We start from the raw sequence: 15,472 nt of genomic DNA, 5'->3' as shown, positions 1-15,472 counted from the left end.
TTCCTTTGTACTCACCCTCTCGGGCTTTCCTCCGGGCGCTTCCCTTCGGTATTTCGTGTTCCCGACTCTATCAGACTCTTTCGCGTCCGATTTCCTCGGTGCCTTTCCGGTTCCAGCTCCGCGTTTCCGCTTCGCTTTTCCCTTTCGGCGGTTCCGACTCTATCAGAGGAATTTCGCCGGTTTGACCGGCGGTCCGTTCTGGTGAATCGGTGGCTTCTCCGTGCGGATACTTGATCCGGAGCGAGAAGACAGGAAGATGTTCAACCTTCGCCTCCAGGACTGTACCAGCTCCCGGGCAACTGTTCGAATCTACCTCCCCGGTCCGACCGTGTCAACGGTTTTTCCGGGGCGTCGAGGACAGTACCAGCTCACGGCCGTCGGATGCACATCAGGTGGCCACAGGGACACCGCTGCCGGTCTCGTCGGCGGCGAGGTCGCCGGTACGGCCGGCGCGGGCTGCTCGACCGCCGACCGCGTAGACGTAGACGAGGAAAACTGCCTCGGCGGCCGCGCCGATGGTGATGCGGGCCCAGGTGGGCAGGCCGGAGGGGGTGACGAAGGCTTCGATGACGCCGGAGACCAGGAGGACCAGGGCGAGGCCGAGGGCCATGCCGAGGGCTGCGCGGCCTTCCTGGGCGAGGGCGTCGCGGCGGCGGCGCGGGCCGGGGTCGATGACGGTCCAGCCGAGGCGCAGGCCGGTACCGGCGGCGACGAAGACCGCGGTCAGTTCGAGCAGGCCGTGCGGGACGAGCAGGCCGAGGAAGGTGTCCAGGCGGCCGGCCGAGGCCATCAGGCCGATGCCCACCCCGATGTTCACCATGTTGAGGAGCAGGACCGCGACCACCGGGAGGCAGAGGAACGCGCCGAGGACCAGGCAGAGGGCGGCGGCCTGGGCGTTGTTCGTCCAGACCTGGGCGGCGAAGGAGGTCGCCGGATGGCTGGCGTAGTACGCCTCGTAGTCGCCGCCGGGACGGGTGAGTTCGCGGAGTTCGGCGGGGGCGGCGATGGCGGACCGGACCTCGGGGTGGGTGGCCACCCACCAGCCGATCAGGGCGGCGACCAGCAGGGAGGCGACGGCGGTCGGGGCCCACCAGGTGCGGGTGCGGTACAGGGCCGCGGGGAAGTCGTGGGCGAGGAAGCCGGTCAGGTCGCGGGCGCGGGCGCGGCGGGGCGCGGTCACCTTGCTGCGGGCGCGGGCGACGAGGCGGGTCAGGCGGCCGGTGAGCCGGGGATCGGGGGCGGCCGAGCTGATCAGGGAGAGATGCGTGGTGGCGCGCTGGTAGAGGGAGACGAGTTCGTCGGCCTCGGGGCCGGTGAGGCGGCGACGGCGCAGGAGCGTTTCCAGGCGGCGCCACTCCGCCTCGTGGGCGGCGACGAAGACGTCGAGGTCCATCGGGCGTGCCTCTCGGTGTGGGCGGGCCGGGGCGGGGTGCCCATCAGCTTGGCAGACTGGCCGTGGGAGGCGTGGCCGGCGGAGAGGCGGAGACGGTGAGCGGTCCGGTGACGGGCGAGGCGGTCGCGCTGGAGCTGCGGCCCGCGAAACTGCTGAGCCGCGGGGCGGCGGTGCTGATCGACCTGGCCGTGACCTGGCTGGTCTTTCTGCTGGTCATGGTGGGGGTGCTGGTCACCACGGCTTCGTTGGACGAGGCGGCGGTGGCGGCGGTCTCCGTCGCGGTCTTCCTGCTGGTGCCGGTCGGCGGGCCGATCGCCGTGGAGACGCTCAGCCACGGGCGGTCGCTGGGCAAGTGGGCATGCGGGCTGCGGGTGGTGCGCGAGGACGGGGGCCCGATCCGGTTCCGGCACGCGTTGGTGCGCGGGGCCATGGCCGTGGTCGAGATCCTGTTGACGGTGGGTGTGGTGGCGTGCGTGGCCTCGTTGGTGTCGGAGCGGGGCCGACGGGTGGGGGACGTGTTCGCGGGGACGCTGGTGGTGCGGGAGCGGATCCCGGTGGCGCGCGCCCCCGAACTGGCGGCGCCCGAGCCATGGCTCGCCCAGCAGGTGAACGGGCTGGATCTGTCCTCCGTTCCCGACTCTCTGTGGCTCGCGGTACGTCAGTACCTGGGCCGCGCCCGGCAGCTGGACGCGCAGGTCGCCGCCGGGATGGCGGGGAGGCTCGCCGAGGAGTTCGCCGTACGGACCGGCGTGCCGGTGCCGGCCGGGGTGCCCGCCGGGAGCTACCTGGCGGCGGTGGCCTACGAACGGCGGGAGCGGGAGCGCCGGAAGGCGGGGGCTCTTCCGCGTGACGTGGCGGAGGGTGAGGTTCCGGGCGGCGGGGCCGGTGCCGTGCCGGAGGCTCGGGGTGTCGGGGAGGAAATTTCTCCGGCGGAGGGCGGCGGAGGCGGAGAGGGCCGTTCCGGTGGGCAGGCGGGGACCGGGTTCGTGCCCCCGGTGTGAGGGGTTCTCCCAGGTCAGTCGGTGAAGCGGGTCGGCGGGGTCTCCAGGTCCTCCAGTTCGATGCCGGGGGCGCTCAGGATCACATCGCCGGCGAGGTGGACGGTGTGCTGTTCCCCGGTTTCGACGTCGCCCACGAGGTATTCGTCCACGGTGAGCGGGCCGTTGTCGGTGGCGTGTGTTTCGCTCGATCGCAAGGCCCACTGCTGATCGAGTGTGCGGGGAGCGAGGGCCTGGCCGGTGAAGGAGACGAGGCGGACGCGGGTCGGGGGTGACGTGGTCGTGAGGCGCAGCAGGCGGGCGGTGGCGACGAGGAAGGCCGGGGAGTTCCCGGTGAAGGTGTGGGCGGCGACGGTGCCTTCGGTCGCCTCCTCGCCGGTGGGGTCGGTGCGTACCCAGGTGACGCCTTCGAGGGCGCCGCCGCGGACCTGCCAGCCGCCGGAGTGGAGTTCGAGGCGGAGCGGACGGCCGAGGTCGTCCAGGGTGAGGTCGACGGAGCCCAGGTGGTCGTTCTCCGGTGCGGGAGTGGTGAGTTGGGCGACGTAGCGCCAGCCCTGGGGGCCTGGCGCGCAGTGGAAGTGTTCTTCGGCGAGGGGGGTGTGGTCGTGCGGATCGTGCAGGGAGTAGCGGCCTTTGGGCATGGGCTGCGGGTCCTCGTCGGTGGCGGGTATGGGGACAGGCCCCCGCCGGGGTGGCGGGGGCCTGCGGTGAGGCTGTGGCACCGGCTGTTCCGGCGCCGGGCGGCGGGGCCGGCGCGGCGCGCGGACGTGGCCGGGCCGGTGTCAGTACCGGTAGTGGTCCGGCTTGAACGGGCCTTCGACGGAGACGCCGATGTACGCGGCCTGCTCCGGGCGGAGGGTCGTCAGCCTGACGCCGAGGGCGTCAAGGTGGAGGCGGGCGACCTTCTCGTCGAGGTGCTTGGGCAGCACGTAGACGTCGGTCGGGTACTCGTCGGGCTTGGTGAACAGCTCGATCTGGGCCAGCGTCTGGTCCGCGAAGCTGTTGGACATCACGAAGGACGGGTGGCCGGTGGCGTTGCCCAGGTTGAGCAGGCGGCCCTCGGACAGCACGATGATGACCTTGCCGTCGGGGAAGGTCCAGGTGTGGACCTGCGGCTTGACCTCGTCCTTGACGATGCCGGGGATGGCGGCGAGGCCGGCCATGTCGATCTCGTTGTCGAAGTGGCCGATGTTCCCCACGATGGCCTGGTGCTTCATCTTGGCCATGTCGGCGGCCATGATGATGTCCTTGTTGCCGGTCGTGGTGACGAAGATGTCGGCCTGGCCGATCACGTCGTCGAGGGTGGCGACCTGGTAGCCGTCCATCGCCGCCTGGAGGGCGCAGATCGGGTCGATCTCGGTGACGATGACGCGGGCGCCCTGGCCGCGCAGGGACTCGGCGCAGCCCTTGCCGACGTCGCCGTAGCCGCAGACGACGGCGGTCTTGCCGCCGATGAGGACGTCGGTGGCACGGTTGATGCCGTCGATCAGGGAGTGGCGGCAGCCGTACTTGTTGTCGAACTTCGACTTGGTGACCGCGTCGTTGACGTTGATCGCCGGGAAGAGCAGCTGGCCGTCGCGCTGCATCTCGTAGAGGCGGTGGACGCCGGTGGTGGTCTCCTCGGTGACGCCGCGGATCTCCGAGGCGAGCTGGGTCCACTTCTGCGGGTTCTCGCCGAGGGTGCGGGTCAGCAGCTGGAGGATGACGCGGTGCTCGTCGGACTCGGCGGTGACCGGGTCGGGGACCTTGCCGTCCTTCTCGTACTGGACGCCGTTGTGGACGAGGAGGGTGGCGTCACCGCCGTCGTCCAGGATCATGTTGGGGCCGCCGGTGGGGGTGTTCGGCCAGGTCAGCGCCTGCTCGGTGCACCACCAGTACTCCTCCAGGCTCTCGCCCTTCCAGGCGAAGACCGGGACGCCCTGCGGGTTGTCCGGGGTGCCGTTGGGGCCGACCGCGATGGCGGCGGCGGCGTGGTCCTGGGTGGAGAAGATGTTGCAGGAGGCCCAGCGGACCTCCGCGCCCAGAGCGGTGAGCGTCTCGATGAGGACGGCCGTCTGGACGGTCATGTGCAGCGAGCCGGTGACGCGGGCGCCGGCCAGCGGCTGGGACGCGGCGTACTCCTCGCGGATCGACATCAGGCCGGGCATCTCGTGCTCGGCGAGGGTGATCTCCTTGCGGCCGAACTCCGCGAGGGAGAGGTCGGCGACCTTGAAGTCGTGCTGCTGGGCGCTTGCCATGGTGGGCTGCTCCTCGTATCGGGTCGAGGGTGGGTACGGCTGACAGGGCGGACGGGCGGACACACCGGTGTCCGGCCACCCGCGCTCGCAGTCCGTCGGAGGCCCTCTCTCCCTCGGCCGGCCCGGTGGGGGCCGCCCGACCGCCATCAGCAGCGACGTCTGTCTCGGGGACCGAATCTACACCGATCGGCCCCGCGGACCCCAGCCCGCACCGGGATCCGCGGGGATCGCGCAGGTCAGCGCGGTGACGCGTCCGGCGAAGGGGTCATAGCGGGGTTGGTCCCCTTCGCGGCGGCGGCTTCGTCGTAGATGTCGGGTTCGAGGTAGATGGCGCGGGCGATGGGGACGGCCTCGCGGATGCGGGCCTCGGCGGCGTTGATGGCGGCGGCGACCTCGGCGGCGGTGTCGTCGTGCTGGACGGCGAGCTTGGCGGCGACGAGGAGTTCCTCGGGGCCGAGGTGGAGGGTCCGCATGTGGATGACGCGGGTCACGGTGTCGCCGTCGACCAGGGCCGCCTCGATCTTGCGGACCTCGTCGAGGCCGGCCGATTCGCCGAGCAGCAGTGACTTGGTCTCGGCGGCCAGGACGATCGCGATGACGATGAGGAGGACACCGATGCAGAGGGTGCCGATGCCGTCCCAGACGCCGTCGCCGGTGCCGAGGGCGAGGCCGACGCCGCCGAGGGCGAGGATCAGGCCGACGAGGGCGCCGAAGTCCTCCAGGAGGACGACGGGCAGCTCGGGGGCCTTGGCCCGGCGGATGAACTGGCTCCAGCTCTGCTTGCCGCGGAGCGGGTTGGACTCCTTGATCGCGGTACGGAAGGAGAACGCCTCGGCGATGATCGCGAAGACCAGGACGCCCACGGGCCAGTACCAGTGCTCGAGTTCGTGGGGGTGCTTGATCTTCTCGTAGCCCTCGTAGATGGCGAACATGCCGCCGACGGAGAAGAGGACGATGGAGACGAGGAAGGCGTAGATGTACCGCTCGCGGCCGTAGCCGAAGGGGTGCTCGGGGGTGGCCTGGCGCTTGGCGCGTTTGCCGCCGAGGAGCAGCAGTCCCTGGTTGCCGGAGTCGGCCAGCGAGTGGACGCTCTCGGCCAGCATCGAGGACGACCCGCTGAAGAGGAAGGCCACGAATTTCGCCACCGCGATGGCGAGGTTGGCGGAGAGTGCCGCGACGATCGCTTTGGTGCCGCCTGACGCGCTCATGGTTCTGGGTCCCAATCCCTTGGTCCTCCCGGGCCGCGGCGACGGTCCGGGTGCGCGGCCCGGACGGGCCGGGCCGCGGCGGCACATTGTTACAGCAGCCGGAAGGGGGCGGAGAGCGGGTCAGGTGAGGGCGGTGGCGCGGAAGACCGTTCCCGGGCCGCGCAGTTCCACCGGTTCGCCGGCGGGGACGAAGACGGACTGGCCGGGGCCGAGGGGAAGCTCCCCCACGGTGGGCGAGCCCTCGGTGCTCAGGAGGATCTGCGGGGTGGGCAGGGTGAGGTCGCGGACGGGCGCGCCGGGGGCGAGGACGTACCGGGAGAGGCGGAAGTCGTGGACGGGGGTGTCGTAGACCTCCTCCCCGTCGGGGGACGCCTCCGGGCGCAGGACGCCTGGGGTGGCGGGGTCGAAGCGGACGATCCGCAGCAGTTCGGGGACGTCGATGTGTTTCGGGGTGAGGCCGCAACGCAGGACGTTGTCGGAGGCGGCCATGATCTCCACGCCGAGGCCGCTCAGGTAGGCGTGCGGGACGCCGGCGCCGAGGTAGAGGGCCTCTCCGGGCTGGAGGCTGACCTGGTTGAGGAGCATGGCGGCGAGGACGCCGGGGTCGCCGGGGTAGTGGCGGGCCAGGTCGGCGTAGGTGGCGTGCGGGCCGCCGAGGCGGGCGGAGGCGGCGGCGGCCTCGGTGACGGTGGCGGCCATCTCGTCGCGGTCGGCGGTGAGGACGGCGGTGAGCACCTCGCGCAGGGCCGCCTCTTCGGGGTGGGCGTGGAGCAGGTCGACGTAGGGCTTGAGGGAGTCCAGGTCGAGCGCGGCGAGGGTGTCGGCGGCCTCGGCGGGGTCGCGGAAGCCGCAGAGCCCTTCGAAGGGGGTGAGGGCGCAGATCAGTTCGGGCTTGTGGTGCGGGTCCTTGTAGTTCCGCTCGGGGGCGGTGCGGGGGATGCCTCGCTGCTCCTCGTCGGCGTAACCGGCGGCGGCCTGGTCGCTGTCGGGGTGGACCTGGACGGAGAGGGGGGCGTCGGCGGCGAGCAGTTTGAGGAGGAAGGGGAGCTGGGGGCCGAAGCGGGCGGCGACGGCGGGGCCGAGTTCGCGGTCGGGGTCGGCGGCGATGAGCTCGGCGAGGGAGCGCGGGCCCGTGCCCCGGTCGACGAGGGAGGGGGCACCGGGGTGGGCGCCCATCCAGAGTTCGGCCTGCGGTTCGCCGGTGGGCTCGGTGCCGGTGAGGTGCGGGATGGCGGTGACGGAGCCCCAGGCGTAGGGGCGGACGGTGTTCTGGAGGCGGTCCATGGCGTGGCTCCACAGGCGTGGGACGGGAGGGGCGGGTCCGCCGCCGGAGGTCTTTGCCTCGGCGTGGCCTGCGGCGCGGGGTGCGGCGGCCGGGCGGTCAGCGGCGGGTTCGGTGCCCCGTCATGATCGGGGGGTGGTGGCGAGCGCGAGGTAAACGGCAGCGAAATCCGTGGTGGCGATCAGTTCCGCGGTGGCGGCGAGGTCGCTGCCCTCGCCCGGTTCGAGTTCGCTGAGCGCGGTGTTGTGGGCGAGGGCGAGTTCGCGGGCGGCGGGGGCGGCGGTGAGGCCGCCCGGCGGGCGGTCGCGGAGCAGGACGACGCGGGCGCGCAGCGGCTCGGGCTCGTCGACGCGGTCCCGGAAGAAGTCGTCGGGGTCGCTCGCGTCGGCGATGCCGCTGACGAGGAGCGCGCCGTGGGCCGGGAGTGCCTCCGGGAGGGCCGCGGTGAGGGCGGGGTGCCCGGCGACCTCGGCGAGGAGGGCGGTGAAGCGGCGGCCGATCGGTCCGGCGCCCGGGCCCTCGGTCCAGACGAGGGGGAGGGATTCGGCCAGTTCGGCGGCGAGGGTCTTGGCGGGGTTGGAGTAGGCGGCGACGGCGGGGCCGCAGCGTTCCGCGGTGGTGTCGAGGCGGTCGGCCAGGTCGTGGACGGCGTCGGTGTCCGCGTCGACCAGGCCGGTGCGGCCGAGGAGGAGCAGCAGGGGGGTGAGCAGGGCCCAGAAGGCGCCGGAGGCGGCGGTCGTGCCGTTGGCGTACGCCTCGACGGGCTCCTCCTCCGGGAGTTCGCCCGGGGCGGTGGCCATGGGGACGGCCAGGCCGTGGGCGCCCTGGACCGCCTCGGAGACCGGGGTGCGGTCGGGGGCGACGGCGACGACGGTGCAGCCGCGCCGGTACGCCTGTTCGGCGAGGAGGGCGAGGCCGGGTTCGCCGCCGTCGGGGGTGGCGATGAGGAGCAGGTCGACGGGGCCGGCCCAGCCCGGCAGGGTCCAGCGCAGGGCGCCCGCGGCGGCGGCCACGCCGGTCGGGCCGAGCGGGACCACGGGGCAGGCGCCGCCCGCGAGGGTGCCGAGGAGGTCGGCGGTGGCGGTGGCCGCCGTACCGGGGCCGGCAATCAGCACGGTACGGGGGCGGCCGTCGGGGTGTAGTTCGGTGATGCCCGCCTCGGCGGCGAGGCGGGCCGCCGTCCGGACCCGGGCGCCCGCGCCGGCGGCGTCGCGCAGGAGGCCGCGCGGGTCGGCGCGGGTGAGTGCCTCGGGGTCGTCGAGCAGGGTCTCGTCGAACATGGGAGGGGCCTCCGGTTCGCTGGCCGGGCGCGCCTCTGGGCGGCGGGCCCGTGCGGGTGCTCCTGCGTGTGCCCCGGGGTGGGGCGGGCTACCTCCGCGAGGCTCGGTCGCGCCTCGTACGGGGCTCGCGTCCGCGGGGTACGCCTGGTTCGCCCTGGTCAGGCGGGGGCTCGCGTTCCGTGGGTGCGGGTACGCCTGGTCCGCCCCGGGCGGGGTTCGCGTGCCGCGCGTGCGGGTACGCCTGTCCGCCCTGGTCAGGCGGGGCGGCGGGCCTCGTCGACGAGGAGGACGGGGATGCCGTCGCGGATCGGGTAAGCGAGGGCGCAGCCCTCGCCGGTGCACAGGAGTTCCGGGGTCGAGTCGGTCTTCGACTCCTCAAGGGGGGCGTGGCACGCCGGGCAGGCGAGGATTTCCAGGAGGCCGGCTTCGAGTGCCATGGGGGTTCCCTTCGGGGCGGTGAGGTGGGCTTGCGGCCCGCTTGATCAGAGCCTACCGGTGGGGAGGTGGGGTGTGGCTTCAGGTGTGGGTGCGTCTGCCTGGCGGCGGCCTCTGGGGCTGGGGGTGCCGCTTACTGATGGCCTCAAGCGCCGGCCGGGCTGGAGTTGGTTCGGTGCGATCAGCCGTTCCACTTACCGATGGCCTCAAACGCCGGCCGGGCTGATTTGGGCTCGGTCCGATCGACAGTGCCGCCTACCGATGGCCTCAAGCGCCGGCCGGGCTGGGATTGGTGTCCGTTGGATCGGAAGGTGGCCGCTGAGCAGGGGCGGGGCCGTGGGCCCGGGGGCAGGGGGCCGGAGCGAGAGAGGTGGGCGGTGAGTTCGGGAGGGAGTAGGCCGTTGCTGGAATCGGAGCAGGGAGAGCGGACCGTCTGTGCAGGACCAGCCAGGCGGGTTGTGGAAGCAGGGCCAGGACGGGGGGACCCTGAACTCAGGGCCGGACTCTGAACGCAGAACTAGGGGGTCAGTGACCCTGAACGCAGCGACCAAGGGGCGAGTGGTCCTGAATTCAGGACCAGGCGGGGGGACGTATGGGTGGGGTCGTGTTGGTGCATGGGCTCTATCACCAGGCGGGGCATTTTGGGGTGGTGGCTGCGGGGTTGCGGCGGGGGGGGGGGGAGGGGGTGGTTCCGGAGTTGCATCGGGGGTCGTTGCGGGAGGACACGCGGGTGGTGCAGGAGGCGGTGGACGGGTTCGGGGTGGCTCCGGTGGTGGTCGGGCATTCGTACGGCGGGTCCGTGATCACGGGGGTGCGTGGGGCGGGGCATCTGGTGTATCTGGCGGCGTTCGTGCTGGATGCCGGGGAGAGTGCGGCGGGGTGGGGTAGGGGGTCGGCCGCGTTGCGGGAGGCTGTGGTGGCGGCCGGGGAGGAGGGTGCGACCAGGCTGCGGCCGGAACTGGCTGCCGGGGTGTTGTACGACGACTGTCCCGCGCCGCTCGCCCGGCGTGCTGTGGGGCTGTTGCGGGAGCAGGGGCCAGGGTGCGGGCGCGGGGTGCCGGAGCGTCAGGGGTGGCGGACGACGCCGTCGACGTACGTGGTGTGTGCGCGGGACCGGGCGATCGACCCCGGGGTGCAGCGGCGCATGGCCGCGCGGTGCGGGGAGGTGCGGGAGTGGCCGACGGGGCACTCCCCGTTCGTCGGGCGGCCGGAACTGGTCGTGGGGCTCGTGCGGGAGGTGCTCGCCGGGATCGGGGGGCGGGGGTAGGAGCCTGGCTTGCGCTTCAGCGGGGGGTGTGGCTCAGGCGTATGAGCCCGGCTTGTGGTCACGGAGGGTGGGCGGCTGAGGCGTAGGAGCCCGGCTTGCACTTCGGGGGCGGCAGCTGAGGCTCAGGAGCGCCGCTTGCGGTGGGGCGGCTCGGGCGCAGAGGCGCCGCTTGCGCTGCGGGGGTTCGGGCGCAGGAGCACCGCTTGCCCTGCGGGGGGGGCTCGGGCGCAGGAACCGAGGGGGATCGGGCGCAGGAGCACCGCTTGCCCTGCGGGGGGCTCGGGCGCAGGAACTCCGCTCAAGCTCCGACGGGACGGCTCAGGCGCGGGAACCTCGCCTGTGCTCCGGCGGGGTGACTCAAGCCAGGAGCCCCGCTTGCGCCCCGAGGGCGGTGGCTGGGCGTATGAAGCTGGCTTGCGCTCCGGGGGCTGGGGTGTAGGAGCCCCGCTCCTGCTCAGGGAGCTGCTCGGCAGTCGCTGCTGGGCAGCCGTCAGCCCCGCCGCGAGCGACTACCGATGTCGGCCTGGACCGCGCTGCGGCCGACAAGGGCGCAGCGCGGTCCGGCGTCGGCTGCTCCCGAGGCCGCTGCGAGCAGCCACCCCGCGCAAGGCGTGCGCCTGGTGACGCGCACGAGGCCCACTCCCCCGCACCCGGCGCCGGCGCGCCGCACCCCTACTGCCGCACCAGCTCCAGCACCTCCGTCGTCAGCCGTTCCAGGGTCTGGCGGTCGCGGGCTTCGACGTTGAGGCGGAGGAGAGGTTCGGTGTTGGACGGGCGGAGGTTGAACCACCAGTCGGGGGTGGTGACGGTGAGACCGTCGAGGGTGTCGGTGGTGGCGGCGGGGTGGTCGGCGTAGGCGGCGCGGACGCGGGCGGTGGTGGCCTGCTGGTCGGTGACGGTGGAGTTGATCTCGCCGGAGGCCGGGTAGCGGTCGTACTCGGCGACCAGGGTGGAGAAGGGGGCGGGCTGGCCGCCGAGGGCGGCGAGGACGTGGAGGGCGGCGAGCATGCCGGTGTCGGCGTTCCAGAAGTCGCGGAAGTAGTAGTGGGCGGAGTGCTCGCCGCCGAAGATGGCGCCGGTGGCGGCCATCTCGGCCTTGATGAAGGAGTGGCCGACGCGGGTGCGCGCGGGGGTGCCGCCGTGCTCGCGGACCACCTCGGGGACCGACCACGAGGTGATGAGGTTGTGGATGACGGTGCCGTGGCCGCCGTTGCGGGCCAGTTCGCGGGCGGCGACCAGGGCGGTGACGGCGGAGGGGGAGACCGGCTCGCCGCGCTCGTCCACGACGAAGCAGCGGTCGGCGTCGCCGTCGAAGGCGAGGCCGAGGTCGGCGCCCTCGGCGCGGACGCGGGCCTGGAGGTCGACGAGGTTCTTGGGGTCGAGGGGGTTGGCCTCGTGGTTCGGGAAGGTGCCGTCCAGTTCGAAGTAGAGCGGGACGACGGTGAGGGGGAGGTCGCCGAGGACGGTGGGGACGGTGTGGCCGCCCATGCCGTTGCCGGCGTCGACGACGATCTTGAGCGGGCGGATGCCGCTCACGTCGACCAGCGAGCGGAGGTACGCGGCGTAGTCGGCGAGGGTGTCGCGGCGGCTGAGGGTGCCGGGGGTGGCGGCGGGGGCGGGGGCCGAGGCGGGGTCGTCCAGCCAGCTCTCGACGAGGGCGCGGATGTCGGCGAGGCCGGTGTCCTGGCCGACGGGGGCGGCTCCGGCGCGGCAGAGCTTGATGCCGTTGTACTGCGCCGGGTTGTGCGAGGCGGTGAACATCGCGCCGGGCAGGTCGAGGGCGCCGGAGGCGTAGTAGAGCTGGTCGGTGGAGCAGAGGCCGATCTCGACCACGTCGAGTCCCTGCTCGGCGGCGCCCCGGGCGAAGGCGTGCGAGAGGCCCGGCGAGGAGGGACGCATGTCGTGGCCGACGACGATCGCCCCGCTGCCCGCGGGGACGGCGGTGACCTGGGCGAAGGCGGCGCCGAAGAGGGCGGAGAGGTGCTCGTCCCACTGGTCGGGCACGACTCCGCGCACGTCGTACGCCTTGACGATCTGTGAGAGGTCCGCGGTCACGGCTGGCCCTTCTTGCCGGTGGGGCTGCTTTCGGACCGCCCAAGCTACCCGGCGGGGGCGGCGGGGCCGCCGGGCGGGCGGATCTGGCCGGGTGGCGGGGTCCGGCCGGGCCCTACAGTGCCGGGATGACGTGGGTCAGGGAGATGGTGGTGGGCGACGCGGCGGCCGTGTCGGCGGTGCGCGTGGCGGGGTGGCGGGCGGCGTACGCCGGACTGATCCCCGGCGCGTACCTCGACGCGATGAGCGTGGAGCGGGACGCCGCGCGGCGGGAGGAGCGCTTCGCCGCGGGGCGGGCGGCCGGGCTCTGCGACCTGGTCGCGGCCGGCGCGGACGGGCAGGTCGCCGGCTGGGCCTGCTGCGGTCCGCGCGGCACCCCGGGAGACGGGCCGGGAGCGGGCGAGGGCGAGCTGTACGCCCTCTACGTGCGGCCCGGTCTGCTGGGCCGGGGCGTCGGCCGTGCCCTGCTCGGGGCGGTCCACGAGGAGGCGGCGGCGCGGGGCTGGGGCGCACTGGTGCTGTGGGTGGTCGAGGCCAACGCCCGCGCCCGCCGCTTCTACGAGGCGGCCGGGTACCGGGCGGACGGGGGCGCGCAGAGCGAGGAGTACGCGGGGGTGGCGGTGCGGGAGGTGCGGTACCGGCGGCCGGCGGGCCCGTTCCCGGGCGGGCCCGGCCAACCGTCGGGTGTCCGTCGTACCGGGTCTAGGGCAGCATCCACCCCAGGACCGCCGTGCTCTGCCCCACCACGATCAGGCACATGACCAGCAGCAGGCCGAGGCTCCACGGGAGGACCTTGCGGAGGAGGTCGCCCTCCTTGCCGGCGAGGCCGACGGCGGCGCAGGCGATGGTGAGGTTCTGCGGGGAGATCATCTTGCCGAGGACGCCGCCGGAGCTGTTGGCGGCGGCGAGGAGTTCGGCGGATAGGCCGGATTCGCGGGCGGCGGTGACCTGGAGGGCGCCGAAGAGGGCGTTGGCGGAGGTGTCGGAGCCGGTGACGGCGACGCCGAACCAGCCGAGGACCGGGGAGAGGAAGGCGAGGCCCGCGCCGGCGGCGGCGACGGTGTAGCCGATGGTGGCGGCCTGGCCGGAGAGGTTCATGACGTAGGCGAGGGCGAGGACGCTGACCACGGTGAGGATGGCGAAGCGGAGTTCGTGGACGGTGGCGCCCCATTCGCGCAGCGCGTCCTTGGCGCGGACGCCGAGGACGACGGCGGTGAGCAGGCCCGCGACCAGGACCAGGGTGCCGCCGGTGGCGACGAGCGGGAGCGTGAAGATGTTGGCGCCGACCGGTTGGCCGTCGGCGTCGGCCACGTCGAGGAAGGGCCAGTCGAAGGACTGGGTCGCCTTGGCCAGGAGTTCCTTGACCGGGGGTATCTGGGCGAGGGAGAAGACGGCGACGATCAGGGCGTACGGGGCGTAGGCGCGGTAGATCTCGGGGCGCGGGTCGTCGTGGTCGAGGTCGTCGCTGCGGACGCCCTTGAGGACGGAGGCGCGGACGGCCTCGTCGGCGGGCCTGCGGGCGCTCGGCACCAGCATCAGGGCGGCGGCCCCGGCGAGGGCGGCGGCGATGTCGGCGAGCTGGGCGGAGAAGTAGTTGGCGGCGAGGAACTGGGCGGCGGCGAAGGCCACGCCGCAGACCAGGGCGGGCAGCCAGGTCTCGCGCAGCCCGCGCCTGCCGTCGACCAGCCAGATGAGGACCAGCGGCACCACGAGGGCGAGCAGCGGGGTCTGACGGCCCACCACCGAGGCGACCGAGTCCAGCGGCAACCCGGTGACCTGCGCCAGCGTCACCACCGGGGTGCCCATGGCGCCGAAGGCGACGGGGGCGGTGTTGGCGACCAGGGCGACGACGGCGGCCCGGACCGGGTCGAAGCCGAGGGCGACCAGCATCACGGCGCTGATGGCGACGGGCGCGCCGAATCCGGCCAGCGCCTCCAGGAGGGCGCCGAAGCAGAAGGCGATGACCAGGGCCTGGATGCGCGGGTCGTCGGAGAGGCGGCCGAAGGAGCGGCGGAGGATGTCGAAGTGCTGGGTGCGCACCGTCATCCGGTAGACCCAGAGCGCGTTGACGACGATCCACATGATCGGGAAGAGGCCGAAGAGGGCGCCCTGGGCGGCGCTGGAGAGGGTCTGGCCGAGCGGCATGCCGTAGACGAGCCAGGCGACGAGGGCGGCGACGGCGAGGCCGAGGGCGCCGGCGAGGTGGGCCTTCATGCGGACGGCCCCGAGCAGGACCAGCACGGTGACCAGGGGGAGGGCCGCGACCAGGGCGGAGAGTGGCAGGGAGTCCGCGACGGGCTCCAGGGGTTGGACGAACACGCGTGCCTCCTGGCGGGGTGGGGTGGAGCGCGGTTGCCGTTCGTACGTGCCGGGGTGCGGTGATGCGTGCCGGTGTGGGGGTTGTTTTCCGGTGGGCGGAAGGTGATCTCCGGCTGGTTGGGCATGGTTGTGGGCGCCGGGAGAGTTCGTCAATGGGTTGAACGAAATCGGCGCCCGGTCGCGGTGACCGGGCGCCGGGGGCGTCCGTGGGGTGGGCCCCGGAGGGAGCCGCCGGGGTCAGGAGTCCGGCGAGCGGAGCACGCGCAGGTGAGCGCGGCGGGTGGCCGGCAGCTGCGGGTCCGGGGCGGGGCGCGGTGCCGGGTCCGGGGTGCGGTGGCCGGGGGCGGCGGGGCGGTCCTGCGGGCGGGCGGCCTCGCGGACGGCGTCGGCCAGCGCTTCGAGGTCGTCGCCGCGCGGGCGGGCGGGGCCGGCGGAGTCGGCGAGGCGCACGACTTCCCAGCCTCGGGGCGCGGTGAGGCGCTCGGAGTGCTCGGCGCACAGGTCGTAACAGTGCGGTTCGGCGTAGGTGGCGAGCGGACCGAGGACTGCGGTCGAATCGGCGTAGACGTACGTCAGTGTTGCGACGGCAGGGCGACCGCACGCGGTGCGCGAACAGCGACGTACAGGGCTCACGATGTTGGACGGTACCGCACTCTTGAACGGGCCGCGACGACTCTCCCCCCACCGACCCCGCCGTGTCGGTCCCGGAAGCGGCCCGGCGGGACCCTTCTGAGGTGGGGCGATGCGGTGCGGCGCGGGCGGTACGGCGGGGGTTCCGGGGGTGCGGCGGGGGCGACGGGGGCCGGTCCTGGTCGGGTTCGCGCCCCGGTTTGGCCGAAACCGGCCGACGCTTCCGGGGGTGGCCGGACCGGCACTCCGGGTGCCGACGCCGGGTGGCGGACTACGCTGCGACGGTGATGGACGACGTTTCTCCGGGTTCGCCGGACCCCGCGGGCTCGCCGGACGCGCCGGGCGCCGCCGGGCGCGCCGACGCCACCGGT

13 protein-coding genes are annotated in these 15,472 nt (G+C 73.5%); 3 read left to right on the top strand and 10 right to left on the bottom strand.

The features are described from left to right. Nucleotides 1-388 precede the first annotated feature (388 nt). Nucleotides 389-1,393, bottom strand: coding sequence for a stage II sporulation protein M (locus tag IF45_RS0115725; protein WP_030308008.1), 1,005 nt, complete (start codon nucleotides 1,391-1,393; stop codon nucleotides 389-391). Between the two features lie 71 nt (nucleotides 1,394-1,464). On the opposite strand from IF45_RS0115725, the gene IF45_RS0115720 reads away from it, so the two are divergent. Further along, entirely contained in the window at nucleotides 1,465-2,394 is a 930-nt protein-coding gene (locus IF45_RS0115720) for an RDD family protein (RefSeq protein ID WP_030308006.1), read from the top strand. Between the two features lie 14 nt (nucleotides 2,395-2,408). Here IF45_RS0115720 and IF45_RS0115715 read toward each other — a convergent pair whose 3' ends face one another. From IF45_RS0115715 to IF45_RS0115690, 6 genes are all read right to left on the bottom strand, one after another. Then, on the bottom strand, nucleotides 2,409-3,032 hold the full coding sequence (locus IF45_RS0115715; protein WP_030308004.1) for a hypothetical protein: 624 nt from the start codon (nucleotides 3,030-3,032) through the stop codon (nucleotides 2,409-2,411). A gap of 141 nt (nucleotides 3,033-3,173) precedes the next feature. After that, nucleotides 3,174-4,628: an adenosylhomocysteinase gene (ahcY, locus tag IF45_RS0115710; RefSeq protein WP_003950444.1), complete on the bottom strand. Its 1,455-nt coding sequence runs from the start codon at nucleotides 4,626-4,628 to the stop codon at nucleotides 3,174-3,176. Nucleotides 4,629-4,864: 236 nt separating this feature from the next. Next, nucleotides 4,865-5,836: a cation diffusion facilitator family transporter gene (locus IF45_RS0115705; protein ID WP_030308003.1), complete on the bottom strand. Its 972-nt coding sequence runs from the start codon at nucleotides 5,834-5,836 to the stop codon at nucleotides 4,865-4,867. A gap of 120 nt (nucleotides 5,837-5,956) precedes the next feature. Next, complete coding sequence (gene manA, locus IF45_RS0115700) at nucleotides 5,957-7,120, bottom strand: mannose-6-phosphate isomerase, class I (RefSeq protein ID WP_030307999.1); 1,164 nt, start codon at nucleotides 7,118-7,120, stop codon at nucleotides 5,957-5,959. Between the two features lie 120 nt (nucleotides 7,121-7,240). Further along, nucleotides 7,241-8,398, bottom strand: a complete 1,158-nt coding sequence (locus IF45_RS0115695) for an SIS domain-containing protein (protein ID WP_003950441.1) — start codon at nucleotides 8,396-8,398, stop codon at nucleotides 7,241-7,243. 254 nt (nucleotides 8,399-8,652) lie between these two features. Then, nucleotides 8,653-8,835 (bottom strand): Trm112 family protein, encoded by a 183-nt coding sequence (locus tag IF45_RS0115690; protein WP_003950440.1) that lies wholly within the window; start codon nucleotides 8,833-8,835, stop codon nucleotides 8,653-8,655. Between the two features lie 590 nt (nucleotides 8,836-9,425). Between IF45_RS0115690 and IF45_RS0115685 the strand changes: the two genes are divergently transcribed. After that, nucleotides 9,426-10,100: an alpha/beta hydrolase gene (locus tag IF45_RS0115685; RefSeq protein WP_030307997.1), complete on the top strand. Its 675-nt coding sequence runs from the start codon at nucleotides 9,426-9,428 to the stop codon at nucleotides 10,098-10,100. 672 nt (nucleotides 10,101-10,772) lie between these two features. On the opposite strand, the gene IF45_RS0115680 is transcribed toward IF45_RS0115685, so the two are convergent. After that, on the bottom strand, nucleotides 10,773-12,155 hold the full coding sequence (locus IF45_RS0115680; RefSeq protein WP_015507215.1) for a phosphomannomutase/phosphoglucomutase: 1,383 nt from the start codon (nucleotides 12,153-12,155) through the stop codon (nucleotides 10,773-10,775). 125 nt (nucleotides 12,156-12,280) lie between these two features. On the opposite strand from IF45_RS0115680, the gene IF45_RS0115675 reads away from it, so the two are divergent. Further along, nucleotides 12,281-12,913 carry a GNAT family N-acetyltransferase gene (locus tag IF45_RS0115675; protein WP_030307994.1) on the top strand — a complete coding sequence of 211 codons (633 nt, stop codon included), beginning with the start codon at nucleotides 12,281-12,283 and terminating at the stop codon, nucleotides 12,911-12,913. Here IF45_RS0115675 and IF45_RS0115670 read toward each other — a convergent pair. Then, nucleotides 12,855-14,471, bottom strand: a complete 1,617-nt coding sequence (locus tag IF45_RS0115670; RefSeq protein ID WP_008415646.1) for an L-lactate permease — start codon at nucleotides 14,469-14,471, stop codon at nucleotides 12,855-12,857. The two genes, IF45_RS0115675 and IF45_RS0115670, sit on opposite strands and share 59 nt — an antisense overlap. 237 nt (nucleotides 14,472-14,708) lie before the next feature. Then, on the bottom strand, nucleotides 14,709-15,104 hold the full coding sequence (locus tag IF45_RS0115665) for a DUF3499 domain-containing protein (protein ID WP_003950436.1): 396 nt from the start codon (nucleotides 15,102-15,104) through the stop codon (nucleotides 14,709-14,711). Between the last annotated feature and the right edge of the window lie 368 nt (nucleotides 15,105-15,472).

It is taken from the genome of Streptomyces albidoflavus (genome assembly GCF_000719955.1).
GTDB lineage: Bacteria > Actinomycetota > Actinomycetes > Streptomycetales > Streptomycetaceae > Streptomyces > Streptomyces albidoflavus.
The sequence above is the reverse complement of the archived record's forward strand: the minus strand, read 5'-3'. Positions and strand labels throughout refer to the sequence as shown.